Genomic DNA, 25,439 nt, shown 5'->3' on the forward strand with positions numbered 1-25,439 from the left:
GGGCCGCTCCTCTCCGACGACACGTCGCAAGACAGGTCGCAATCGACAAGAACAGACGAACCGAAAGACGACAGATGGAAGTCTCTCGCATCCGCGCTCTCCGCGGCCCCAACATGTGGAGCCGCCACACCGCCATCGAAGCGGTCATTCATTGCAGCGACGCCGAGCGCGCGATCGCCGACATGGACGGCTTCGAAGCCCTGCTGCGCGAACGCTTCCCCGGCATCGGCCCGCTGCGGCCGGCCAGCAGCAAGAAAACGCCGATCTCGCTGGCCCACGTGCTGGAGCAGGCCGCGCTGGCGCTGCAGGCGCAGGCCGGCTGCCCGGTGACCTTCAGCCACACGCACACGACGTCCGAGGCGGGCACCTTCCAGGTGGTCGTCGAGTACAGCGAGGAGGACGTCGGCCGCGCCGCCTTCGACAAGGCCGTCGAGCTGATCGCCGCCGCGCAGTCCGGCGCGTCCTTCGACGCCGACGCCGCCGTCAAGCAGCTGCGCGAGACGGACGAGGACATCCGCCTGGGCCCCTCGACCGGCTCGATCGTCGACGCCGCCTGCAAGCGCGGCATCCCGTTCCGGCGCCTGACGCAGGGCTCGCTGGTGCAGCTGGGGTGGGGCGTGAAGCAGCGCCGCATCTGGGCCGCCGAGGTCGACGCCACCAGCGCCGTCTCCGAATCCATCGCCCAGGACAAGGACCTGTCCAAGCGCCTGCTGCAGTCGGCCGGCGTGCCGGTGCCCATCGGCGCGCCGGTGGACTCGATCGAGGAAGCCTGGATCGTGGCCCAGGACATCGGCCTGCCGGTGGTGGTCAAGCCGGTGGACGGCAACCAGGGCAAGGGCGTGACGGTCAACGTCGCCAGCCGCGAGCACCTGGAGATCGCCTACAAGGCGGCCGACGAGATCGGCCAGGTGATGGTCGAGAAGTTCCTGCCCGGCAGCGACTACCGGCTGCTGGTGGTCGGGGACAAGCTGGTCGCCGCCGCCCGCCGCGATCCGCCCAACGTCATCGGCGACGGCCTGCACACGGTGCGCCAGTTGGTCGACAAGGTCAACGAAGATCCGCGCCGCGGCGACGGCCACGCGACCTCGCTGACCAAGATCCGCCTGGACGACATCGCCATCGCGCGCCTGGACCTGCAGGGCCTGACGCCCGAGTCGGTGCCCGACAAGGGCCGCCGCGTGATCCTGCGCAACAACGCCAACCTGTCCACCGGCGGCACCGCCACCGACGTGACCGACGACGTGCATCCGGAGGTCGCCGCCCGCGCGATCGCCGCGGCGACGGTGGTCGGCCTGCATGTCTGCGGCGTCGACGTGGTGGCCGAGAGCGTGCTCAAGCCGCTCGAGGAGCAGAACGGCGGCATCGTCGAGGTCAACGCCGCGCCCGGCCTGCGCATGCACCTGAGCCCGTCCTACGGCAAGGGCCGCGACGTGGGCGAGGCGATCATCGCCAGCCTCTACGGCCATGGTGGCCACAACAGCCGCGGCGACCGCGGCGAGGACGGCCGCATCCCCATCGTGGCGGTCACCGGCACCAACGGCAAGACGACGACCTCGCGGCTGGTCGCGCACATGTTCGCGACGCAGGGCCTGCGCGTGGGCATGACCAACACCGACGGCGTCTACGTCGACGGTCGCCAGACCGACAGCGGCGACTGCTCCGGCCCCAAGAGCGCCCGCAACGTGCTGATGCATCCGGACGTGGAAGCGGCCGTGTTCGAGACCGCGCGCGGCGGCGTGCTGCGCGAGGGCCTGGGCTTCGACCGCTGCCAGGTGGCGGTGGTGACCAACCTCGGCGAGGGGGATCACCTGGGCATGAACTTCCTGGACACCGTCGAGGAGCTGGCGCTGGTCAAGCGCGTGATCGTGCAGAACGTGGCCGCGGGCGGCTACGCGGTGCTGAACGCCGCCGATCCGGTGGTGGCCAAGATGGCCGAGGTCTGTCCCGGCCAGGTGATCTTCTTCGCCAGCGACCGTCATCACCCGCTGATGGCGACGCACCGCGCGCAGGGCAAGCGCTGCGTCCACATCGACGGGGACGCGCTGGTCGCCGCGCAAGGCGCGTGGCGCGAGTCGATCCCGCTGCGCGACATCCCGTTCACCCGCGGCGGCGCGATCCCGTTCCAGAACGAGAACGCGATGGCCGCCGTCGCCGCGGCCTGGGGCGTGGGCCTGGACTGGGACACCATCCGCCGCGGCCTGGCCAGCTTCATGAGCGACGCCGACAGCGTGCCCGGCCGCTTCAACGTGATGGACTATCGCGGCGCGACCGTCATCGCCGACTACGGCCACAACGGCGACGCGATGCGGGCGCTGGTGACGGCCGTGCAGGCGCTCCCGGCCAACAAGCGTTCGGTGGTGATCTCCGGCGCCGGCGATCGCCGCGACGAGGACATCCGTGTCCAGACGCAGATCCTGGGCGAGGCCTTCGACGAGGCCATCCTCTTCCAGGACGCCTGCCAGCGCGGCCGCGAGGACGGCGAAGTCCTGGCGCTGCTGCAGGAAGGCCTGCGCGGCGCGACGCGCACCAAGCACATCGAGGAGATCCGCGGCGAGTTCGTCGCGATCGACCGCGCGCTGGAGCGCCTGCAGCCCGGCGACCTCTGCCTGGTACTGGTCGACCAGGTCGAGGAAGCGCTGGCCCATCTGAACCAACGCATCCAGCAAGCCTGATGCGGCGCGGCCCGACCGGCTGGCCGCCGCCGCCCGCCGGCCGAGCGGCCGGGGCGACGCGGCCCGCGCCCCCTTCTTCCCGTCAAGGCCAGCGCGGCGCGCTGGCCCTGCCCGCCTTCCTGGGCCGCTGGCGCCATTGGCCCGCCCACTGGTGGAACGGCCTGAGCGTCGCCATCGGCGTGATGCTGGTCCAGGTGATCGTGTCGCATGCGGCGCCGGCGGCGTACTCGCACATCGCCTCCCAACTGGCGATGGCCTGCGCCATCTGCGCCAGCCTGGCCGACCTGCCCGGCGGCATCCGCCGCAACCGCAACCGCGTCGCCACCGGCGGGGCCATGGCGCTGTTGGCGGTGATGCTGGTGGCGGTGCTCCATCCCTACAAGCCGGTGATGGGGCTGCTGGTGGCGTCGCTCGCCTTCGGCGGGGCGATGCTGCTCAGTTGGGGGCTGCGCGCGGGGCCGGTGTCGTTCGCGCCCATCCTGGCGATGGTGTTCGCGCTGGCTTGGCCGCCGCAACCGCTGCTGGTGGTGATGGCCAGCGGCTTGTCGGGGATCGTGCTCTACCTGCTCTGGAGTCTGCTGACCAGCGCCGTGCTGCAGCAGCGCTTCCGGCGCCTGGCGCTGGCGGAGGCGCTGCGCGGTCTGGCGCAGTTGCTCAGCGCCCGGGCCGAGTTGCTGGGGACCGGCGGCGCCGCGCATGCGATGCGGGACTGGCTGGGCAACGAGGCCCAGCTCGCCGATCTGCTGCAGACGGCCCGCGATCAACTCTTTCCCACCGCCGACAGCGATCCGCGCAGTGCCGCCGTGTTGCTGCACGTGGTCGAGCTGCGCGATCTGATGCTCGCCAGTCGGCTGGACCTGGAACTGCTCGGCGAGGACCCCATCGGGCAGCGCATGCGAGGCGCGCTCGTCGGACGCCTCAAGGCACTGGCCGTCATGCTCGGGGACTTCCGCGAGGCACTGCTCGACGAGCGCGCGCCGACCATGTCCGCCGTCCCCGCCACCGAGTGGCAGGCATTGCCCTCCCAAGACCCCCGCGGGCGGCTCCAGCTCGTGCTCCAGGACCGCCTCTCCCATCTCGACAGCGAGGTGCTGGCCATCGGCCGCGCGCTGGACCCCGCTCAGCCACTCCCGCCGCTGGCCCTCGACGCCGCGCAGCTCAAGCACTTCGTCACGCCGGAAGGCTGGCCGATGGGGCTGCTCAAGGCTCAGCTGCACCTGGACTCGCCCGTGCTGCGGCACGCGCTGCGCAGCGCGCTGGCGTTGTCGGCGGCGTACTACATCGCGCTCGGGTTGCCGTGGGCTTCCCACCCCCACTGGCTGGTGCTGTCCGTCGCGGTCGTGCTTCGCGGCAGCCTCGATCAGACGCTCGAACGACGCAACCTGCGCGTGCTCGGGACCGTCATCGGCTGTGGCGTGATGCTCGCCCTGTCACTGGTGCCAAGCCTGCCGCTCTGGATCATCGTGCTGCAGATCGCAGTGGGCATCGCCCACGCCTTCGTCACCCGTCGATACCTGATCACGGCGATCGCGGCCACCGTCATGGCCCTCCTCCAATCCCACCTGGCCGATCCGTCCCACGGCCTCGCCATCTCGGAACGGCTCGCCGATACCGTCCTCGGCGCAGCACTCGCCTGGGCGTTCAGCTACGTGCTCCCCGCATGGGAACGACGGAATCTGCCTCGGGCGCTGAAACGGGCCCGCGGGGCATTGCAGCAGTACGCGATGCAGGCCATGACCGCGGCAATGACCCCCGCAGGAGCGCTGGCGCAGCGCATGGCTCGGCGACAAGCCTACGACGCGCTGGCTGCACTCTCGGCCGCCCTCCAGCGCAGCGCCGCAGAACCGCGGCGGGTGCGGCCACCCCTGCAGGAACTCAATACCGTCCTCGACCACGGCTATCGGCTCATGGCCCATCTCTCGATGATGCGCCAAAGCCTCCTGCGACGCGCCCAAGACCTCGCGGGCGATACCCTCGATGAAATGCCCGAAGCCGCCAAGCGCCTTCAACGTGCACTCGCAGGGAAAGAGGCCGTGCCGCATGCCGTTCAGGCACTCCAGGATTGGAGTCTGCTGCCCGATGTCGGGCCGCTCGAAGACCTCCGGCCATGGATGCGGCGACGCATGCAGGTCAGCCTCGATGACGCAGCACGTGCCGGGCAGGCGGCGGAAGCGGCACTCGTTGCCATGTCGGCACCAGCGGTGGAGGTGGAGCCGGCACCGTCTCGGCTCTCCTGATTTTCCCCCCTCTTTCGCCTTCGTTGCAGCCCGCCGGGATTTCGCCCCGGCGGGCGACTCCCTTTTCTGGTCGCGCCCAGAAAAGGAAGCAAAAGAAGCGCTGACTCCCGGCGAGCTTGCTCGCTGACACGCGGTCCGTCGCTCGTCACTGCGCTCCGAGACTCGTCCAGCATCGCTACTGGAACCACCACCGCTCGCTGCCCCTCACACGCCTCGCTGCGAAGGCTTGCCCGCGTTCGCGGGACGCGCCGACCGAGGTGGCCAGCACAGGGGGATGCGTCATGGGGATGCGCGAAACCGCTTGTCGAGATCCTGGGCCAGGCCCGCGCGGCGGACAAGTTATAGGCAAAGGCCAGGAGTACTCCTGGCCTTGTCGTTCTTTGATGAACGCGCGAGCTCGGCGCGCTCTTTCGGGTCAGCTGAGCTTGACGTCGATCTTGCGCGGTTGGGCATGCGCGGCCTTGGGCACGCGCACGCGCAGCACGCCTTGCGTCAGCTCGGCGCTGATGCCCTCGGCGTCCAACTCCTTGCTCAGCTTGAATGCCCGGCGGTAGTGCTGGCGCGAGACCTCGACATGCCCAGCACGCAAGCCCTCGGGCAGGTCCAGTTGCATGTCGCCTTCGATGATCAATTGATCACCGTCGACGCGCACTTGCAGTCGCTCGCGCGGCACGCCCGGCAAATCGGCATACAAGGTGAGGCCCTGGGCATCCTCGATCACGTCAACCAACGGCTGGATCGCGAAGTCGTCGCGACGGCGCGTGGCCTGCGCAGTGGATCGGGCCGGACCCGACGTGGCAGTGGTCTCGGCAGCAGGGGTATGAACAGCAGTGGTCATGATGGGGGGTTCTCGATGTTCGGTGTGACGGGAAGTCGCGCTCGATGCGGCCGGTCGATCAATGGACGTCGATGCGGCGCGGTTGCGGCGCAACCCGGCGCGCAACGCTGACGCGCAGCACGCCGTCACGGTAGGAGGCCGTGACCCGCTCCGGGTCGATGTCGTCCGGCAGGCTGACGACGCGCCGGAACTTGCCGCTGAAGCGCTCGCGCTGGTGGACCAGGGCCTTCCCCGCGGGCTGGGCCGCGGCTTCGCCAGGCGTGGCTTCCACGGCAGCCTCGGCCTTGGCGGCCAGCGGGGAGAGACGCTCGCCGGACAGGCTGAGCACGCCACGATCCAGGTCGACACCGACCGTCGCCGGATCCAGGCCCGGCGCAAAGGCGTAGACCTCCACGGCCTCCGGCGACAGGCCGACGTTGAGCGAGGGATATGCACCCCGCGCGGCACCGCGGCCGGCGTCGAGGTCGAAGAGGCCGCTCATCTCGCGCTGCAGGCGGTCGAGATCGTTGAACAGCTCACGGGCAAACAGACGTTGATACATGCGGGGCCTCCTGGGCTTCCTGTGTTGCAGCGGGGCAATCCCGCCATGACACCCAAGCTTTGGCCGCGACGCAGGTCTTCAAGATCTTGAAATCAAGGGCCCCGAATCCCCATATGGCGCGCCCGCCGCGCGAGCCCACCGCCTCAATCAAGCTCGTCCGCGCATTGCTTCACAGGCCGCGCGCGCCAACGCGTCATCGACACGTCGTCGGCACCTGACCCTCGCGCCACCATTTCCGCCTCCGCCTCCGTCATGGGCGTGGGCATCGCGATCGACGCGCGGCGGCGCCGGTCACTTCAACCGCAGTACTTCCTGCTCCGTCACCGCCGACGCCCGGTTGCCCCAGCTCTGCCGGATCACCGTGGCCACCGCCGCCATCTCCGCGGGCGTCAGGACCTGCCGCAGCGGCGGCATGCCGTAGGGCCGCGGGTGGTCCTTCGTGGTCGCCGCATAGCCGCCATCGGCCAGCATCTGCAGCAGGTTTTGCGGCGCGTCCAGCGTGACGCCCCGGTTGCCGGCCAGCGGCGGATAGGCCGGCTGGCCGTCGATGCGCCGTCCCTGCCCCTGATCACCGTGGCAATCGGCGCAGTAGCGCGCGTAGACCTGCCGGCCGACGTCCAGTTGCGCGGGCGGCGCGGGTTGGAAGTCCTCCTTCGCGGAGCCCTCGCGCGGCAGGCTGCGCAGGTAGACCGCCATCGCCCGCGTGTCGTCGTCGGCGAGGTACTGCAGGCTTTCCGCGACGACGTCGGCCATCGGCCCCAAGGCCGCGCCGCGCGGCGACCAGCCCGCCCGCAGCCATTGCCGTACCTCCGTCTCGGACCAGTCCTGCACGCCCGCCGCATGCGGATCGGCCAGCGAGGGCGCGATCCAGCCCTGCACCCCCACCCAGCCGCCGCGCAGCCCGGCCGCGTTCTCCAGCGCGCCAAGGCGGTTGCGCGGCGCATGACATTCGGCGCAGTGCCCCACCGACTGGACAAGGTAGCGACCGCGCAGCAGCAGCGCCCGCGCGCCTTCGTCTCCAACACCCGCCGCGTCGCCACCACCGGGCTGCGGCTCGCCGCCACGCGCCACGGCGTCGCCCGGCGTGAAATACATCAGGCGCCACACGGCCAGCGCCGTCTGCCAGCGGTAGGGCCAGCCGAGCTGGTGCGCCGGCGTCGTCTGCCGGACCGGCGGCAACTGGCGCAGCCAGGCGAAGACGGCATCCGTGTCCTCGCGCGTCATGCCGGTGTAGCTGGTGTACGGGAAGGCAGGATAGAGCAACCGGCCGTCGCGGCTGCGGCCGTGATGCATCGCGGTCCAGAAGTCGTCGGCGGTCCAGCGGCCCAGTCCCGTCTCGGCGTCGGGCGTGAGGTTGCTGCTGAAGAGCGTGCCGAACGGCGTGCCCAGCGGCATGCCCCCCGCCATCGGCGCGCCGCCGCGCGGGCTGTGGCAGCCGGCGCAGTTGCCGACGCGGGCCAGGTAGGCACCCCGCGCGATCAGCTCGGGACTGGTTTCCTGCGCGCCCTGGACGGCCGGCCGCGAAACCAGCCACGCTTCCCGCGCCCAGGCCCCGGCGACGACCAGCGCCGCCATCAGCGGCACGGCCACGAGCACGGCAATGACGAGGCGCCGCAAGCGGCGCAGCGGCGAGGGCACGCCCTTTCCGGTGCCCCCCGGCGCGGGCGCGGTGTTCCGTTGCATGCTCGTCATGGCCCGAGCCCTCCGCAGGCCACCGGCAACGGCGCCGACGAGGGCGGCTCCGGGTGCGCGCCCGCGGGACGCGTGACGAGCCAGGACGCCACCGCCGAGATGTCGTCGGGCGACAGCGCCTTCGCCACGTCGGCCATGCAGTCCGGCGCGTGCGCGCGACGTTGGCCGCTGCGCCACGCACCGAGCTGCCCGACCAGGTAATCGCGCGGCAGGCCCAGCAGCCCGGGAATCGCCGGCTGGCGGCCCGCCATCGACGCCCCGTGGCAGGCCGTGCAGGCCGGCACGCCGCGCGAGGGATCGCCCTGCGCGACCAGGCGCTCGGCGCGCGCGAGCTGCCGCGCATCGGCGTCCGGCCGGACCGGCGCCGGGTAGGGAACGTCCAGCGTGGCGAAGTAGCCGGCGATCTCGCGCAGGTAGTCGTCGGTCATGTTGTGCAGCAGGCCCGCCATCAACGCATGGTGGCGGCGCCCGTCGCGAAAGCTCTGCAGCTGGTTGTAGAGGTAGCCCGCCGGCTTGCCCGCCAGCCGCGGAAAGTAACCCTGCGGCGTCGCGCGGCCCTGCGGTCCGTGGCACAAGGTGCAGGCCTGGATGCGCTCGCCGATGTCGTTGCTCAGCGCGCGCAGCGGTCGCTGCGTGGCGGTCGACGCGGTCGCGGGTGCGATCGTGGACGGGGTGATGGATGCGGTCGTCGCGGCGGGCGGGGTCGCGGTCTGCGCGACGGCCTCCGGCATGGCGCCGACAACGGCGGCGGACAGCCCCAGGCCCAGTACTGCGGCGATGAGGATGCCCGGAGAGAAGCGCGGGATCATCATCCGGCCATCATCGCCGATCGATCAGCGGCGGACCGTGGGGCACACCCGGGGGCCAGCGCTCGCCCGTGCGATCCGCGCTCGCTCGCGGGCCATCGGCCACGCCCGCGCTCACCGCCGCTGGTCGAGCCCCGGCCACTGCAGCGCCGCGAAGCCGTCGCGCCCCTGGCGCTTGGCCTGGTACAGCGCGCGATCGGCCAGCGCGATCAGTTCCAGCGCGGGCACGTCGCCATCGATCATCGTGGCGATGCCGATGCTGGTCGTGACGTCGATGCCGCCAGGCCTGGACGCGCGCACCGCCTCGACGATCTTGGCCGCCACCTGCGAAGCTTCCTCGGGCCGCCGCAGGCCCTCCAGCACCGCGACGAACTCGTCGCCCGCGATGCGCGCCACGAGGTCGCTGCCGCGCACCGAGCGGCGCAGGCAGGTGGCGATCTCGCGCAGCACCGTATCGCCGACGCCGTGGCCGTGCGTGTCGTTGATGCCCTTGAAATGGTCCACGTCGAGGAAGAGCAGCCCCATCGCCCCTCCCTCGCGCGCATGCCGCCGTTGCCGCGCCAGCGCCCGCCCCAGCGCCTGGTCGAACTCGCGTCGGTTGGGCAGCCCCGTCAACGCGTCCGAGCTCGCCAGCCGCGCCAGTTGCGCCTCGGCCTGCTTCATCGCGGTGATGTCGATCGCGAGCGTATAGACCCCCAGCACCACGCCGTCGGCCGCGATGTCCGGCACGTAGATGGTCTGCAGATGCCGCAGCTTGCCCAGCAGCACGGAGCTGATCTCGAACTCCACCCGCTCGCCGCTCAGCGCCAGCGCCAGTTGCTCGCGGCGCTGATCGAAGATCTTCTGCCCGAAGACGTCCTGCAGCGGCAAGCCCATCACCGCCTGCGGATCCAGCCCGAACCAGGCGCGCAGCGTCTCGTTGGCGTAGCGCAGGCGCTGGCCCGCGTCGATGTAGGTGATGAAGACCGGCAGGTTGTCGGTGACGGCCTTCATGCGGCGCTCGCTCGCGGCGATCAGCGCCTCGATGCGCTTGCGCTCGGTGATGTCCATCGAGACCGCGTAGAAGCCGTCGACCCGACCGCCCGCCATGTCCGGCACGAAGCGTTGATGGAAGTGCAGCGTCTCGCCGTCCACGACCTGCTGGGCATCGAACTCGACCGCCTCGCCGCGCAGGACGCGGTCCACGTAGGGACGCACCTGGGCCGCGTTGCGCTCGCCGCTGACTTCCTCGATGCGTTTGCCGACCAGCGACGCCGTCGTCGTCCGGAAGACGCGGCCGACCTCGGCGTTGGCGAAGCGCAGCGCGCCGTCCCGGTCGTGATGCGTGATCAGCACCGGGACGTTGTCCGCGATGCCGCGCAGCCGTTTCTGCGCCCGCGCCAGCGCGCGGGTGCGCGTCACCACCTGCGTCGTCGCCAGCACCGTGAACAGCGCCAGCATCGCCAGCGCGGCGAGCATCAGCAGCTCCGAGTGGCTGGCTTCCCGGCCCAGCCGCTCGGTGATGGCGGCGCGCTCGGCACGGATCGACGCGGACAGCTCGCCCATCACGTCACGCAACTCATCCATGTGATGCTGGCCCTGGTCGCTGAGCACCAGCTCCAGCGCCTCGTCCTGACGGCCGGCATCGTGCAGGCGCACGGTCTGGGCCAGCTCGGTGGTCTTGAGCCGGACCAGCTCGCGCACGCGGGCCAGCTTGGCGGCATGCGCGGGATCCGGGTCGCGCTCCGCCAGTTGGTCGAGGCGGTGTTCGATGTCCCGCATCGCGTCGCGATAGGGCTGCAGGTAGCTTTGCCGCTGGGTCAGGAGGTAGCCGCGCTGGCCGGTCTCGGCGTTCAGCAGGTCCTCCATCAGCACGGTCATTTCCGGCAGCACCGTGTTGAGGTGGTCGGCGCGCCGCAGGTCGTCGAGCGTGGCGCGGGCACGCGACGCGAGCACCGCGACGATCACCGCCATCGCCAGCAGCGCGACCAGCAGCAGACCCACGCCGCGACCGAGGCTGGTGCGATGGAACGGCTCTGCGGTCGGACGCATGCGTCGTCTCTGGCGGATCGGTCTCGGTGGGCGGCGAGGGCCGGATGCGGACGATTATCAGCGCCGTCCGCGCGGCGTCGTCAAGCCGCCGCGCGTCCCCGGGGCATGGGGGCGACGGGCCCTTCCGGCATGCGACAGTCAGGGGATGACCGCGCCGCCCTCCCCCCGCCACGCCGCCGCGACGCGCGGCCCCGCCCCGCTGCTGCGCCGCCCCGATCCGCACGGGCATGCGAAGGTCAGCTTCGTGGAGCTGTTCTTCGACCTGGTGTTCGTCTTCGCCGTCACCCAGCTGTCGCACACGCTGATCGGGCATTTCTCGCTGCACGGCGTGCTGCAGACCGCCTTCCTGATGCTGGCGGTCTGGTGGGTCTGGGTCTTCACGTCCTGGGTCACCAACTGGCTCGATCCGGAGCGGATCCCGGTGCGGGTGGGCCTGTTCACGATCATGCTGCTGGGCCTGCTGATGTCGGCGGCATTGCCGCAGGCCTTCGAGGACCGCGCGCTGATGTTCGCGGGCTCCTACGCGGCGATCCAGCTGGGGCGGACGCTGTTCTTCCTCTGGGCGGTGCGGGGCGGCGATCCGACGCTGGCGCGCAACTTCCATCGCATCGGGGTCTGGCTGGGCTTCACCGCGGTGCTGTGGATCGTCGGCGCGATCGACGAGACATGGCGCGTGCCGCTGTGGATCACCGCGCTGGCGATCGAGTACCTGGGCCCGTCGATGGGCTTCTTCGTGCCGGGCCTGGGACGCTCGACCACCAGCGACTGGAGCGTCTCCGGCGGGCACCTGGCGGAGCGCTGCGCGCTGTTCGTGATCATCGCGCTGGGCGAGTCGCTGCTGGTCACCGGCGCGACCTTCGCGGCCGAACCGCTGACGCCCCTCGGCGTGGCCGCCTTCCTGGTGTCGTTCGCGGGCAGCCTGGCGATGTGGTGGCTGTACTTCGACACGACCAACGAGTTCGCCTCGGGCCGCATCGCCCACAGCCACGACCCGGGCCGATTGGCGCGGCTGGCCTACACCTACATGCATCTGCCGATCGTGGCCGGCATCATCGTCAACGCGGCGGCGGACGAGTTCGTGCTCGCGCATCCCGGCGGCCACACCGACCTCAAGACCGCGGTCTGCCTGCTGGGCGGCGTCGGCCTGTACGTGACCGGCGTGGGGTTGTTCAAGCGCGCGGTGATGGGGCGCTGGCCGTGGTCACACGGCGTCGCGGTGGCGGGGCTGGCGCTGGCCGGCCTGGTCGTGCCGTCCTGGCCGCCGGTGGCGACGAGCGCCTTCGTCTGCGCGGTGCTGGTCGCGCTGGCGGCCTGGGAGCGGCATTCGCGCGCGGCCTGTCTCCCGCCGGACAGTGCCGGCATGGCGGACGAACCTAGCATCGGCCCATGAGCGCTCCGACCTTCACCACCGATCCCCATCCGGCCGACCCGCTGTTCCCGGCGGCGTCGCGGCGGCTGTTCATCGACGTCGAACCGGGCGTGCGCATCCATGCGCGCGTGTGCGGCGACGGTCCGCCGCTGTTGCTGATCCACGGCCACCCGCAGACGCTGGCCATCTGGCACCGCGTGCTGCCCGCGCTGGCCGCGCGCTTCACCGTGGTGATGCCGGATCTGCGCGGCTACGGCGACTCGTCCAAGCCCGTCGGCGACGCCGACCACGGCAACTACAGCAAGCGCCGGATGGCGCTGGACCTGGTCGCCGTGATGACGGCGCTGGGGCACGCGCGTTTTCGCGTGCTGGCCCACGACCGCGGCGCGCGGGTGGCCCACCGCATGGCCGCGGATCACCCGCTTGCGGTCGAACGGCTGGCGCTGCTGGACATCGCGCCGACGCTGGCGATGTACGAGCAGACCACCGAAGCCTTCGCCCGCGCCTACTGGCACTGGTTCTTCCTGATCCAGCCCGCGCCGATGCCCGAGCGCCTGATCGAGGCCGATCCGGCCGCCTACGCGCTGGACGTCATGGGGCGGCGGCATGCGGGGCTCGCGGCCTTCGATCCCCGCGCGTTCGCCGAGTACCAGCGGGCACTCACCCTGCCCGGCGCCGCGCACGGCATGTGCGAGGACTACCGCGCCGCCGCCGGCATCGACCTGGACCACGACCGGGCGGACCGCGACCGCGGCCTGCGCCTGCCGATGCCGCTGCGCGTGTTCTGGGGCGCGCAGGGCGTGGTGGCGCGTTGCTTCGATCCGCTGCGGGAGTGGCGCCGGGTCGCGGCCGACGTGGACGGCGGCGCCTTGCCTTGCGGCCACTACATCCCGGAGGAGGCTCCGGATGCGTTGCTCACGGCAGCGATGCCGTTTTTGAGCGAGGGGCTTTGAGCGCCTTGAGCGCCGGGGCCGTTAGGCTGGGCGTTTTGTTGTTGGCGGAGTGAAGGGATGAACAAGCTGGTCGCCCTCGGGCAGTTTCTGGGCGGAGCGTGTCTGTGGATCGCGGCGGTGGTGGCCGGGTACTCGGCGCTGAAGCCGCTCATCGGCGCGGAGGACGGCACCGGTGCGCCAGCGGGTGCCGGCGGCGCGCTCGTGATCGTGCTGCTGCTCGCCGGCGTGGGGACGTGGCTGATGCGGTCGGGGTGGCGGCGGTTGAGGGCGCGGGCGGGTGGGCACTGCTGAGGTCCGCCCGCGGTCTCAGACGGCGAATGCCAGTGGCTGGATCTCGCGCCCGATGACACGACCCGCGGACTTCTGCGCGAGTTTCAGGTCGTAGGCCGACCGCGGGTTGAGCCACCCTTGCGCCTCGCCGCCGAAGTAGCGCTCCAGACGCAGCGCACGGTATCGGGCGACACGCCGCGCGGCCCATCGACGAGCTCGCGCAGCCGCGAGTACGGCACGTGCAGCGCTTTCGACAAGGCATGGACGGTAATGCCCATGGGCTTGATGTAGTCCTCGAGGAGGACTGCTCCGGGATGGATCGGTCGCACTCCCTTTCGAATCATGCGCCCCCCTTTTCAATGAGAAGGAAGCTGGCTCTACGGAGAAGGCGACATCAGCCCCTTCGAATGCGACAAGAAAAAAAGGCGTGCATCGCTGCACGCCCAAAGGGGCACCGGTAAAGGTCCGGTCGAACATGAGGTGGTGGCCGGCCGAGGGGCCGGCCGGCATTCAGGCCGGCGTGTTCTGCCAGCCACCGCCCAGCGCGCGCACAAGGCCGACGGTGGCCTGGTATTGCGCGGCCTGCACCTGCAACGCGGCGCGGCGGTTGCGCAGCTCGCTGCGGCGCGCGTCGAGCAGATCGAGCTGGCTCACCAGCCCGTTGCGGTAACGCGAGTCCGACAGCGCCGTCGCCCGCGAGGACGACCGCACCGCCTGCGCCTGCACCTGCGCCTGCTGCGACAGCAGCTGCAGCCCGCTCAGCGAGTCCTCGACCTCGCGCAGCGCCTGCAGCAACTGCTGCCGGTAGCCGGACATCGCCAGGTCCAGGCCCGCCGTCGCCGATTCGACGCCGGCCTTGCGGCGGCCACCGTCGAAGATCGGCAGCGACAGCAGCGCATCGACCGACCACGCCCGCGCCGACCACTTGAAGACGTCGCTCAGCTCCGGCGACGCATAGCCGCCGCCCGCCGTCAGCGACAGGCTGGGGAACCACGCGGCCTGTGCCACGCCCACCCGCGCCTGCGCGGCCAGCAGGCTGCGCTGCGCCGCGGCGATGTCCGGACGACGCGCCAGCATCGCGCTCGGCAGCCCCGAGGGAATCGCGGGCAAGGCCGCCAGCGAGGTGTCGTCCGGCAGCGAGAAGCCCGAGGCCGGCTCGCCCAGCAGCACCGCCAGCGCGTTCTCCAGTTCCGCGCGGCGGCGGTCCAGGCTGATCGCCTCGGCCTCCGTCGACGCGACTTCCGTCTGCACGCGCGCCAGGTCCAGCTCGGCCACGTCGCCGGCCTGGTAGCGGCGCTGCGTCAGGGCCAGCGTCTCGCGATAGGCGGCCACGGTGTCGCGGACGAGGCGGCGCTCCTGGTCGGTGAAGCGCAGCGCCAGGTAGGTCTGCGCGACGTCGGCCTGCACCATCAGGCGCGCACTCTGCAGCAGCGCTTCGCGCGACTGCGCATCGAGCGCCGCGGCGCGGCTGGCCTGCGACAGGCGGCCGGAAATGTCCACCTCCCAGCTCGCGGCGGCGCCGGCGTTGTAGAGCGTCGTGGCGGCCGGCCCCTGGCCCGCGACCGTGCCGCGCGACGCACCGGCGTTGATGCCGACCTGCGGCATGCGGTCGGCGTCGGCGCTGCGCAGCAGCGCGCGGGCCTGCGCCAGCCGCGCCGCGGCGCCCTGCAGGTCGGTGTTGCCGATCAGCGAGCGCCGGATCAGGTCGTTCAGCGTCGCGTCGCCGAAGGCGAGCCACCAGTCGCCGCGCGGCTCGGCGTCGGCGGGCGGCACCACCGCCCAGCGCGCCTCGCCCACGGCGGCGGTGGCGCCCGGCTGCGACTTGTAGGCCGCCGGCGTGGCGGGAAGCCGCGATTCGTCGATCGGCGGCGGCGTCGCGCAGCCGGCCAGGACCAGCGCGGCCAGCAGCGTTGTCATCATCAGTTTCATGGCATCAGTCCTTGGAGCCCGGAGGCCCCGGTCGGATTCAGGGGGCGTCGCGATCGCGCAGCAACGCGATCGCTCGTGCTCACGCAAGCTCACTCGAAGTCATGGCGCGGCGCGGCCGGATGCGGACGGGCATTGCCGCCGGCACCTGCGTTGTTTCCGAAGTCGTGGCCGGCGCCCTGCTCGGGCTGCACGAAGGCCTGCACGTCGTGCGGCACCTCGCCGTGCTGCTTCAGCGGCTTGTTGCCGGAGAGCTTGCGCACCACCACGTAGAACACCGGCGTCAGGAACAGGCCGAAGGCCGTCACGCCGATCATCCCGGCGAACACCGCCACGCCCATCGCGTTGCGCATCTCGGCGCCGGCGCCGCTCGCCAGTACCAGCGGCAGCACGCCCATCACGAACGCCATCGACGTCATGAGGATGGGGCGCAGACGCAGCCGGCTCGCCTCGATCGCCGCCTGCAGCGGGCTTCTGCCGGCGAATTCCAGCTCGCGGGCGAATTCCACGATCAGGATCGCGTTCTTCGCCGACAAGCCCACCAGCACGATCAACCCGATCTGCGTGAAGACGTTGTTGTCCCCGTGGCTGAGCCACACGCCGGTCATCGCGGCCAGCAGACCCATCGGCACGATCAGGATGATGGAGATCGGCAGCGCCAGGCTTTCGTACTGCGCGGCCAGCACCAGGAACACCAGCAGGATGGCGAGCGGGAACACCCACACGCCGGAGTTGCCGGCCAGGATCTCCTGGTAGGTCAGCTCGGTCCATTCATAGCTGATGCCCGGGGGCAGCGTCTCGGCGGCGATGCGCGCCACCGCGTCCTGCGCCTGGCCGGTCGAGTAGCCGGGCGCCGCGCCGCCGTTGATGTCGGCGGACAGGAAGCCGTTGTAGCGCATCGCGCGTTCCGGACCGAAGCTGGGCTCGACCTTCATCAGCGCCGACAGCGGCACCATCTCGCCCGAGGCCGAGCGCACCTTCAGCAGGCCCACGTCCTCGGCGCGGGCGCGGTAGGCGGCGTCCGCCTGCACGCGGACCGTGTAGGTCCGGCCGAACTTGTTGAAGTCGTTGACGTAGAGCGAGCCCAGGTAGATCTGCATCGTGTCGAAGACGTCCGTCACCGCCACGCCCAGCTGGCGCGCCTTGGTGCGGTCCAGGTCGGCGTAGAGCTGCGGCACGTTGACCTGGTAGCTGGTGAACAGCCCCGCCAGCTCCGGCGCCTGCGAGGCCTTGGCCATGAAGGCCTTGACGGCCTGGTCCAGCGCCTCGTAACCCAGCCCGCCGCGATCCTCCAGCTGGAACTTGAAGCCGCCGGTCGTGCCCAGGCCGTTCACCGGCGGGGGCGGGAACATCACGACGAACGCATCCTGGATCTGGCCGAACTGGGCGTTCAGGTTGCCCGCGATCTCCCCGGCGGACAGGCCCTTGCCGGCGCGCTCGTCGAAGGACTTCAGCGACGTGAACACGATGCCCGAGTTGGAGCTGTTCGTGAACCCGTTGATCGACAGGCCCGGGAACGCGATCGCGTGCTCGACGCCGGGGGTCTTCATCGCGATCTCGCTCATGCGGCGGATCACGTCCTCGGTGCGGTCCAGCGTGGCGCCGTCGGGCAGTTGCGCGAAGCCGATCAGGTACTGCTTGTCCTGCCCGGGCACGAAGCCGCTGGGCACGGCCTTGAACAGGCCCACCGTCGCCGCGACCAGCGCCGCGTAGACCACCAGCATGATCGCCTTGCGCGAGATCGCCTGGGTCACGCCGCCGCTGTAGGCCTTGGCGCCGCGGTTGAACAGCCGGTTGAAGCCGCGGAAGAAGCGGCCCAGCAGGCGGTCCATCGCGCGGGTCAGCCAGTCCTTGGGCTCGTCGTGGCCCTTGAGCAGCATCGCCGCCAGCGCGGGCGACAGCGTCAGCGAGTTGATCGCCGAGATCACCGTCGACATCGCGATCGTCAGCGCGAACTGCTTGTAGAACTGGCCCGTCAGGCCGGTGATGAAGGCCAGCGGCACGAACACGGCCACCAGCACCAGCGCGATCGCGATGATCGGGCCGGACACTTCGCGCATCGCGCGGTAGGTCGCCTCGCGCGGGGTCAGGCCGGCCTCGATGTTGCGCTCCACGTTCTCGACGACCACGATCGCGTCGTCCACCACGATGCCGATCGCCAGCACGAGGCCGAACAGCGACAGCGCGTTGATCGAGAAGCCGAAGCCGTGCATCACCGCGAAGGTGCCGATGATGGACACCGGCACGGCCAGCAGCGGAATGATGGACGCGCGCCAGGTCTGCAGGAACAGGATCACGACCAGCACGACCAGCGCCACGGCCTCCAGCAGCGTATGCACCACCGATTCGATGGAGGCGCGCACGAACTGCGTCGGGTCGTAGACGATCGAGTAGTCGACCCCCTCGGGCATCGCCTTCTTGAGCTCGGCCATCGTGGCGCGCACGTTGTCCGAGATCTGGATCGCGTTGGAGCCCGGCGCCTGGAAGATGGGGATCGCGACGGCGGACTTGTTGTCCAGCAGCGAGCGCAGCGCGTATTCCGACGCGCCCAGCTCGATGCGGCCCAGGTCGCGCAGGCGCGTCACCTGGCCGGTCGTGCCGGTCTTGACGATGATGTCGCCGAACTCTTCCTCGTTCTTGAGGCGGCCTTGCGCGTTGATCTGCAACTGCACGTCGATGCCCTGCAGGCCGGGCGACGCGCCGACCACGCCGGCGGCGGCCTGCACGTTCTGCTCACGGATCGCCTGGACGACGTCGCTGGCCGACAGGCCGTGCTCGGCGACCTTCTGCGGGTCCAGCCAGACGCGCATCGAGTAGTCGCCCGAGCCGAACAGCTGCACCTGGCCCACGCCCTGGATGCGCGCCAGCCGGTCCTTGACGTTCAGCACCGCGTAGTTGCGCAGGTAGGTCATGTCGTAGCGGTCGTTGGGCGACAGCAAGTGCACGACCATGGTCAGGTCGGGGCTGCTCTTGACCGTGGTCAGGCCCAGGCGGCGGACCTCCTCGGGCAGGCGCGGCTCGGCCTGCGAGACGCGGTTCTGCACCAGCTGCTGGGCCTTGTCCGGGTCGGTGCCCAGCTTGAAGGTGACCGTCAGCGTCATGACGCCATCGGTGGTGGCCTGGCTGCCCATGTAGAGCATGCCTTCGACGCCGTTGATCGATTCCTCGAGCGGCGTGGCGACAGCTTCGGCGATGACCTTCGGGTTCGCGCCGGGATACTGCGCGCGGACGACGACCTGCGGCGGCACGACCTCGGGGTATTCCGAGATCGGCAGCACGCGCAGGGCGAGCAGCCCCGAGACGAAGATCAGCACCGACAGGACGCCCGCGAAGATCGGGCGGTCGATGAAGAATTTGGAGAGATTCATGTCAGTCTTTCTGGTCGGCCGCGAGGCCGACGGGGAAGGAGCGCATCAGGCGGGAGACGGTCCATGTGGCGGCGGCGACACCGGGGCACCCCGGCGGCCCCACCCCCTCGCGGGAGCAGGACCGGGGGCCGCGCCGGCCGCCGCCGGGGGTCAGGACTTGTCGGCCTTCGGCGATCCTTCCTTGGCCTGGATCTCGGCCTTGGCATTCATGGGCACCACGGTCGGCTGCACCAGCGCGCCGGGACGCACGCGCTGCAGGCCGTTGACGACGACGCGCTCGTTGGCCTTCAGGCCGGCGGTGACGACACGCAGGCCGTCGACGTTGGCGCCGAGCTGGACCTCGCGGTAGCTCAGCGTGTTGTCGGCGCCGACGACCATCACGAAACGCTTGCTCTGGTCGGTGCCGACGGCTCGCTCGTTGACCAGCAGCGCCGGGCGGCTCTTGGACTGGCCCAGGCGGATGCGGGCGAACTGGCCCGGCATCAACGCGCCGTCCTTGTTCTCCAACACCGCGCGCACGCGCACGGTGCCGCTCTTCGCGTCGACCTGGTTGTCCACCAGTTGCAGGCGGCCGTTGAACGGCGTGTCGGCGGTCGCGGCGGTACCGATCTGCACGGGGATGCGATCGAGCTGCGTGCGCGCGCCGCCGCCCGGCACCTCGGCCAGCGCGCGGGCGACAGTGCGCTCATCGGCGTCGAAGCTGGCGTAGATCGGGCTGACCGAGACCAGCGTCGTCAGTACCGGCGCGCCGGGGCCGGCGGCCACCAGGTTGCCCTGCGTGACTTCCAGCTTGCCGACACGGCCGGCGACCGGCGCGCGGACCTGCGTGTAGCCCAGGTTCAGTCGGGCCGACTGCAAGGCGGCCTGCGCGGCGCGCAGGTTGGCGACGGCCTCGCTGGCGGCGTTGCTGCGCTCGTCGAGTTCACGCTGCGCGATGGCACGCTCGCCCCACAGGCGGGTGGAGCGCTCCAGCTCGCTCTTCGTGTAGCTGACGCGGGCCTGCGCGGCCAGCACCTGCGCGTCGGCGCGGTCGACCTCGGCCTGGAACGGCGCCGGATCGATCGTGATCAGCAGATCGCCGGCCTTGACCAGCGCGCCCTCGCGGAAATGCGCCGCCTGCACGGCACCGGCGACACGCGAGCGCACGTCGACACGCTCGACGGCCTCCAGCCGGCCCGAGAACTCCTCCCACGCGGCCACGTCCTGGCTGGCGACAGTGGCGACCGACACGGGGATGGCCTGCGGGGCGGCCGCCGGCTGGTTGGCGACGGCCTGCTGGCTGTGCAGGCCGACGACGACGGCCCCGACGACCGCGGCGATGGCGGTGAGCGAGGTGGCAAAGATCTTCTTGTTCATGGTGGTGCTCCGTGGACGGGGATAAACGTTGGGAGTGGTGGAGGCGGTCTTGGGGCCGCGGTTCTCAAACCGCCGGTTTCAGGCCGGGGGCCCGGCTTGCGCCGGCAGGCGGGATCAGGGACAGGAAATCGGCCAGGCGCTGGCGCAGCGCACCGGCCCAGGGCAGTTGCAGGGACGCCAGCGCCGGCAGCTTCATGAGGCTTTGCGGCCAACCGCTGGGGCCGGGGATCAGCGCCTGCTGGACGTCGACGCCGGCGCGTTTCATCGCGCGGGCATAGGCGATCGCCTCGTCGCGCATCGGGTCGTCCTCGGTGCTGACGACCAGCGCCGGCACCAGCCCGGCCAGGCGGTTCGTGCAGGCCGGCGCGGCGTAGGGGTGGTCGCCCTCCTCACACTCGCCGAGGTAGGCGCGCCAGCCGTGGGTCCAGCGGCACTGGCCGTCGCCGGCCTCGGCCTGGCGCAGCGACGCGGTGGCCAGGCAGGGGTTGAGCATCGGACCGATCAGGATCTGTCCGGCCAGCTTGCGGTGCCCCTGGTCGCGCGCCATCAAGGCCAGCGCCGCGGCCAGGTTGCCGCCGGCTTCCTCGCCCGCGACCAGCACCGGCGCGCCCTTGCCGGACAACCGGGCGCGGGCCTTGTGCAAGCCGGCCAGCAGCGCGTCGAGCGCCTTCAGCGCGGTCGGGAAGACCTTGTCGTGGCCGGTCGGGTAGTCCACGTCGACCACCACCGCGCCCGCGTCGGCCAGCAGCCGCGAGACCAGCTCGCCGCTGTCCAGGTCGCCGCCGGTGAACGCGCCGCCGTGCAGGTGCATGACGACCGGCGCGTCCTTGCGCCGCGCGGCTCCCTTGTAGACGCGCACCGGCAGCACGCCGTCGCCGGCGGGCAGGAGGTCGTCGTGGCAGGAGGTCAGCGGCAGGGCGTCCATGGCGGCACCAAAGGCCTGCTCGGCGAAGGGGCAGGCGTTCATGTTGCAATGCAGCGAAATTTAGGGATCGGACGCCTTCCGATAAACAGGCCGCGACGCGAATCAGCGTTTCGCCGGCGAAACAATCAATCGGGCAGGATGGCGACCTCGCGCGAGCACGGACGTGCCGCGCCGGTCAGCAAGCAGTCGCAGCGCGGGAGCTGCAGTCAGGGGTCGGGATGGACAAGCTCAATGCCATGCAAGCCTTCGCGCGCGTCGTGGAGGCCGGCACTTTCACCAGGGCGGCGGAGTCGCTGGACCTGCCCAAGACGGCGGTCACGAGGCTGATCCAGTCGCTGGAGGATCACCTCAAGGTGAAGCTGCTGAACCGCACGACGCGGCGCGTCAGCGTGACGCCGGACGGCGCCGCCTATTACGAACGGGTCACGCGGCTGCTGTCGGACATCGAGGAGCTGGAGGGCTCCGTGTCGCACGCCCGCGCCACGCCCAAGGGACGCATCCGCGTGGACGTGGCCTCGTCGGTGGCGCGGCTGCTGCTGATTCCCGCGCTTCCGGAGTTTTATGCAAGACATCCGGACATTCAGATCGACCTGGGCGTGTCGGATCGCCCGGTCGACCTGATCGGCGACAACGTCGACTGCGTCGTGCGCGGCGGCGAGATCACCGATCAATCGCTGGTCGCGCGCCGCATCGGCGACTGGGGTTACGGCTGCTGCGCGTCGCCGGACTACATCCGCCGCCATGGCACGCCGCAGCATCCGCTGGACCTGGAGTCCGACCAGCATCACGTCGTCAGCTATTTCTCCACCCGCACCGGCAAGCGTTTCCCGTTCGACTACAGCAAGAACGGCCAGCGCTACGAGATCTACGGCCATTACCAGGTGTCGGTGAACGACGGCAACGCCTACATGACGGCGGGCCTGACGGGGCTGGGCGTGATCCAGGCGCCCTACTTCATGATCAAGCCGCACATCGACGCGGGCGAGCTGGTGCCCTTCCTCTGCGACTGGGAGTCCGACCCGCTGCCGCTGTACGTCGTGTACCCGCCGAACCGACACCTGAGCACCAAGCTGCGGGTCTTCGTCGACTGGATCGCGGAGCTCTTTGACCGGCACACGCAATGGCAGAAGCAGCTGATCGCCAGCTGCGACGCGAAGTCCGGCACCACGGCGCAGACCGCGCCGCTGGTGGCGAACGCGGCGAAGCAGGCGGTGTTGAGCGCGGCGTGAGGTCGCACACCTCGCGCCCGCCACGCCTCTCTGTCGACGGCCCCTCAACTTGACAAAACTTGACGACTGAAGGGCTCACCCGGAGAATCATCGGGTCATGCTGAATCTTTCCGCCATCAAGATCGCGCTCGCGGAGCGAAGCCTGTCACAGGCCGCCGTCGCCGAGCGCTGCGGCGTGACGCGTGAAGCGGTCTCCAACTGGCTGTCCGGTGAATCGATTCCCCGGCCGGCGAAGCTGAAGCTGCTGGCGCAAGCGCTGGGCCTGGAACTCGGCGCGCTGATGCCTCGCCCTCGCGTGGAGGATCCGATCGTGGCGTACCGGACGCGGACACAGACGCCGATGTCCACGAGAGCCCGGCACGCAGCCGAGGACATGGGGCGCCACCTTCGGCAGTTGATGCCCTTCACGGGCGCTCGCCAGCTGTTTCACCCACCGACGCTCAAGCACTGCGAGCTCGATGCAGCTGGCATCCAGGAGGTCGCCGCATGGAAGCGCCGCGAACTGGATCTGGCATCCGAAGAAGTGCCGAGCATCCAGCAATTGCTGCGACTGCTGCATGAATTTGGCGCCCTGCTGGTGCCCGTCTTCTGGAATGGGGACCGGGAGGGCCACGAGCATGCGTTGAGCATCTATCTGCCCGATTCCCGGACGTACTGGGTCGTGATCAATCTCGCTTGCGGGGAAGACGACGCGAGGTATTGGCTCGCGCATGAACTCGCGCACTGCCTGACCCTGCACGCCTTGCAAGGCGAAGCCGCCGAAGCGTTCGCCGAGCGCTTCGCGCACCAGTTGCTCCTCGGCCCATCGGCCACAAGCTCTCGCACCTTGGCCGAGGCCTGCCTTGGCCACGCAGGACCAGCGGGTCTGTCGTCATTGGCCGACATCACCAAGGCGGAGAGCGTCTTCGGAACGCCGATCTTCAAGGCCTTGGCGGCGTTCCAGCGCGCTGAGGGCGGACGCGCGCCGTCGTTCATCGCGTCGACGCTGAACATCTCGGTGCAGGCCGCGAACGAGTTGTCGCACACGCTCTGGACCCGGCCTCCCAGCGCCGAGACCGATCACTGAACCGTGGGCGGCGACTCGTTGAAAAGCGCCCGATAACTTTGCGCCCAATCGCGCATCAGGTGCTCGCCTTCGCGAATCCAGCGTCGCACGATGTCTCGCCGCTGAACAGGCGTGATGGCGCCCGCGATTTCGAGCAAGCGAAGCAAGTCGAGTGAGCTGAACAGCCGAGCCCTGCTGCCGTCATCCAGCTCGCATTGCCCCGCGACCAGACGCAGCGGCCACTCGTCCGTCGCCAGCACCGCGGTCCGGTCCGTCGCGACGGCCAGCGCCAGCGCATCCAGTCGCGACAAGGACCGCACGAGAATGCCACGCGACTGGCAATGCTCGAACAACACGGCATCGCCCATTTGCCGGTACTGGTCGGCCAGTTCCCAGTACGCGTTCGCCTCGCTCGCAGTCAGAGCCAGGATGCCTTCTCGGAGGTCGCGTTGAATGTCGTCCTGAAGCAGCCATCCGTTGTTATCGACGAGCGGCGTGCCACGCGCGGCCTCGCCGGCCAATTCAGCCAACGTGACCAGCCGGTGACCGGCGACAACCGTTCCGAGGAGTGGTCGGGCCTCCGAGTAATAGAGGCGGACATAGCAATTGGTGTCGACGATCACGAGAACAGGCGAAGCGTCGGACACGGAGGCAGCGGCTTCCATCGGGAGGCAAGACCGAAAGGCGGAGCGCGAAATTCTCGGCCCACGAGTTCACCGCTCCGGCCGTTGCCTGCGCGATCAGATCTTGTTCTTGACGGATCCTGCGTGACACCCAGACCCGCCCTTGGTTTCACCGCCTCGGCACGCTGAGCCTCACCCGCAACCCCTGCCCGGCCGACGCGTCCAGCAGTTCCAGCCGGCCGCGATGTCGGCGCGCGATGTCCAGCGCGATGGCCAGGCCCAATCCGCTGCCGGAACCCTTGGATTCGCTGCCGCGCTCGAAGCGGCGCAAGGCGCGCTCGCGTTCCTCGGGCGGGATGCCGGGACCGTTGTCCTCGACTTCCATCAGCGCCCAATCGCCGTCACAGCCGGTACGCACCGTGATGCGGGCACCGGCGCCGGCGTAGTTCAGGCTGTTGTGCAGCAGGTTCTCGAGCAGCTCGCGCAGCAGGAAGCCCTGTCCCGACACCGACGCGCCTTCCAGCTCGAAGCCCAGGTCGACGCCGGACTCCAGCGCCCGCGGCACCCAGTCCTCGGCGACCTGCGCCGCGATGTCGCGCAGGTCCAGCGGCTGCTCGGCACCGGAGGGCTCCGCCTCCGCGCGGGCGATGGAGAGCATCTGCGTCGCCAGCCGCGCGCTGCGGTCCACCGAGCGCTGCAGCCGCTTGAGCAGCGGCTCGACTTGCGGGTCGTGCGGCTCCAGCAGCGCCAGGTCGATCTCGGTGCGCAGCGACGTCAGCGGCGTGCGCAGCTGATGCGCCGCGTTGGCCAGGAAGTCCTGCTGCGCCGAGGACGCGCGGCGCAGGCGCTCGAACAAGCGGTTGAAGGCGGCGATCAGGGGGCTGAGCTCGGCCGGCACGTCGGGCAGCAACGGCTCCAGGCGGGTCAGGTCGCGCTGCTCGAGCTCGGCGCTCAACTGGGCCAGGGGGCGCAGGCCACGGTAGGTCGCCCACCAGCCGGCCAGCGCCAGCAGCACCGCCATGCCGCCGATCAGCAACCCCACGACCAGCAGCAGCTGGCGCTGCAGCGCGTCGCGCTTGTTGAGCGTTTCCGCCACCAGGATCTGGCAGACCTGGCCGTTGCCGCAGGTCGCGCCGAGCGCGGCCGTGCGCAGCGCCTCGCCATCCAGCGTGGCGATGGTGAAGAACCATTCATTGGGGCGGCGCATCGGCAGCTTGATGCGCGCGAGCTGCGCGTCGCCGAGCAGGACCTCGCCGTGCGGGTCGAGCACCAGGTAATAGACACGGTCGGTGCGGTCGAAGCGCAAGGCGCGGTCGGTGGGGCCGGAGACTTCGACATAGACCTGCCCGTCGCGCTCGCGCAGCAGGCCGGAAACCGCCAGCGCGGTGTCGCCCAGCGCCTGGTCCAGCCAGGAGATGGCGGTGTCGTGCATCACGCGGTAGAGGCCGAAGCCGGCCACCGGCACCGCGATCAGTACCGGCAGCATCAGCCAGATCAGCAGGCGCTGCTTGAGACTGAAAGTGGTGCGGGGAATGGCTGACGTCATGCGCGCAGCGTA

At 70.5% G+C, this 25,439-nt stretch carries 19 protein-coding genes; 7 read left to right on the forward strand and 12 right to left on the reverse strand.

Annotated elements, in window-relative coordinates; translation table 11 throughout:
• Positions 1 to 74: 74 nt before the first annotated feature.
• Positions 75 to 2,672 (forward strand): cyanophycin synthetase, encoded by a 2,598-nt coding sequence (cphA, locus tag CDN99_RS13020; protein ID WP_088385307.1) that lies wholly within the window; start codon positions 75 to 77, stop codon positions 2,670 to 2,672.
• A gap of 182 nt (positions 2,673 to 2,854) precedes the next feature.
• Positions 2,855 to 4,909: an FUSC family protein gene (locus CDN99_RS13025; RefSeq protein ID WP_158218840.1), complete on the forward strand. Its 2,055-nt coding sequence runs from the start codon at positions 2,855 to 2,857 to the stop codon at positions 4,907 to 4,909.
• 415 nt (positions 4,910 to 5,324) lie between these two features.
• On the opposite strand, the gene CDN99_RS13030 is transcribed toward CDN99_RS13025, so the two are convergent.
• From CDN99_RS13030 to CDN99_RS13050, 5 genes are all read right to left on the reverse strand, one after another.
• The gene (locus CDN99_RS13030) at positions 5,325 to 5,747 is read right to left on the reverse strand and encodes an Hsp20/alpha crystallin family protein (protein ID WP_088385309.1); all 423 of its coding nucleotides are present in this window, start codon (positions 5,745 to 5,747) and stop codon (positions 5,325 to 5,327) included.
• A 58-nt stretch (positions 5,748 to 5,805) separates the two neighbouring features.
• A complete protein-coding gene (locus tag CDN99_RS13035; protein ID WP_088385310.1) occupies positions 5,806 to 6,288 on the reverse strand; it encodes an Hsp20/alpha crystallin family protein in 483 nt (160 codons plus the stop codon).
• A gap of 291 nt (positions 6,289 to 6,579) precedes the next feature.
• Positions 6,580 to 7,980 carry a c-type cytochrome gene (locus CDN99_RS13040; RefSeq protein ID WP_238139507.1) on the reverse strand — a complete coding sequence of 467 codons (1,401 nt, stop codon included), beginning with the start codon at positions 7,978 to 7,980 and terminating at the stop codon, positions 6,580 to 6,582.
• Entirely contained in the window at positions 7,977 to 8,789 is an 813-nt protein-coding gene (locus CDN99_RS13045; protein ID WP_375134445.1) for a c-type cytochrome, read from the reverse strand. The genes CDN99_RS13040 and CDN99_RS13045 overlap by 4 nt, the downstream gene beginning before the upstream one ends.
• 111 nt (positions 8,790 to 8,900) lie before the next feature.
• A complete protein-coding gene (locus CDN99_RS13050) occupies positions 8,901 to 10,817 on the reverse strand; it encodes a diguanylate cyclase domain-containing protein (RefSeq protein ID WP_088385311.1) in 1,917 nt (638 codons plus the stop codon).
• 145 nt (positions 10,818 to 10,962) lie between these two features.
• On the opposite strand from CDN99_RS13050, the gene CDN99_RS13055 reads away from it, so the two are divergent.
• Genes CDN99_RS13055 through CDN99_RS13065 form a run of 3 tightly spaced genes read left to right on the forward strand, consistent with a single transcriptional unit; the run spans position 10,963 to position 13,430 of the window.
• Positions 10,963 to 12,207, forward strand: a complete 1,245-nt coding sequence (locus tag CDN99_RS13055) for a low temperature requirement protein A (protein WP_088385312.1) — start codon at positions 10,963 to 10,965, stop codon at positions 12,205 to 12,207.
• Positions 12,204 to 13,139, forward strand: a complete 936-nt coding sequence (locus tag CDN99_RS13060) for an alpha/beta fold hydrolase (RefSeq protein WP_088385313.1) — start codon at positions 12,204 to 12,206, stop codon at positions 13,137 to 13,139. The genes CDN99_RS13055 and CDN99_RS13060 overlap by 4 nt, the downstream gene beginning before the upstream one ends.
• A 57-nt stretch (positions 13,140 to 13,196) precedes the next feature.
• Positions 13,197 to 13,430 carry a hypothetical protein gene (locus CDN99_RS13065; protein ID WP_088385314.1) on the forward strand — a complete coding sequence of 78 codons (234 nt, stop codon included), beginning with the start codon at positions 13,197 to 13,199 and terminating at the stop codon, positions 13,428 to 13,430.
• An 83-nt stretch (positions 13,431 to 13,513) separates the two neighbouring features.
• Here the strand turns inward: CDN99_RS13065 and CDN99_RS13070 are convergent, their stop codons facing one another.
• The 5 genes from CDN99_RS13070 to CDN99_RS13090 form a co-directional block, all read right to left on the reverse strand.
• The gene (locus CDN99_RS13070; protein ID WP_310732476.1) at positions 13,514 to 13,753 is read right to left on the reverse strand and encodes a HigA family addiction module antitoxin; all 240 of its coding nucleotides are present in this window, start codon (positions 13,751 to 13,753) and stop codon (positions 13,514 to 13,516) included.
• 166 nt (positions 13,754 to 13,919) lie between these two features.
• A complete protein-coding gene (locus CDN99_RS13075; RefSeq protein ID WP_088385315.1) occupies positions 13,920 to 15,338 on the reverse strand; it encodes an efflux transporter outer membrane subunit in 1,419 nt (472 codons plus the stop codon).
• A gap of 89 nt (positions 15,339 to 15,427) precedes the next feature.
• A complete protein-coding gene (locus tag CDN99_RS13080) occupies positions 15,428 to 18,703 on the reverse strand; it encodes an efflux RND transporter permease subunit (RefSeq protein ID WP_088385316.1) in 3,276 nt (1,091 codons plus the stop codon).
• Between the two features lie 150 nt (positions 18,704 to 18,853).
• On the reverse strand, positions 18,854 to 20,059 hold the full coding sequence (locus CDN99_RS13085) for an efflux RND transporter periplasmic adaptor subunit (RefSeq protein WP_088385317.1): 1,206 nt from the start codon (positions 20,057 to 20,059) through the stop codon (positions 18,854 to 18,856).
• A 64-nt stretch (positions 20,060 to 20,123) separates the two neighbouring features.
• A complete protein-coding gene (locus tag CDN99_RS13090) occupies positions 20,124 to 21,026 on the reverse strand; it encodes an alpha/beta hydrolase fold domain-containing protein (protein ID WP_088385318.1) in 903 nt (300 codons plus the stop codon).
• Positions 21,027 to 21,202: 176 nt separating this feature from the next.
• Between CDN99_RS13090 and CDN99_RS13095 the strand changes: the two genes are divergently transcribed.
• Complete coding sequence (locus tag CDN99_RS13095) at positions 21,203 to 22,213, forward strand: LysR family transcriptional regulator (protein WP_088385319.1); 1,011 nt, start codon at positions 21,203 to 21,205, stop codon at positions 22,211 to 22,213.
• 97 nt (positions 22,214 to 22,310) lie between these two features.
• A complete protein-coding gene (locus CDN99_RS13100; protein WP_088385320.1) occupies positions 22,311 to 23,279 on the forward strand; it encodes a helix-turn-helix domain-containing protein in 969 nt (322 codons plus the stop codon).
• Here CDN99_RS13100 and CDN99_RS13105 read toward each other — a convergent pair.
• Together CDN99_RS13105 and CDN99_RS13110 are read right to left on the reverse strand one after the other, a co-directional pair.
• Complete coding sequence (locus CDN99_RS13105; RefSeq protein WP_141100764.1) at positions 23,273 to 23,905, reverse strand: hypothetical protein; 633 nt, start codon at positions 23,903 to 23,905, stop codon at positions 23,273 to 23,275. The two genes, CDN99_RS13100 and CDN99_RS13105, sit on opposite strands and share 7 nt — an antisense overlap.
• 145 nt (positions 23,906 to 24,050) lie before the next feature.
• Complete coding sequence (locus CDN99_RS13110; RefSeq protein WP_088385322.1) at positions 24,051 to 25,427, reverse strand: sensor histidine kinase; 1,377 nt, start codon at positions 25,425 to 25,427, stop codon at positions 24,051 to 24,053.
• Positions 25,428 to 25,439: the final 12 nt, after the last annotated feature.

It is taken from the genome of Roseateles aquatilis, assembly GCF_002205645.1.
Classification (GTDB): domain Bacteria; phylum Pseudomonadota; class Gammaproteobacteria; order Burkholderiales; family Burkholderiaceae_C; genus Roseateles; species Roseateles aquatilis.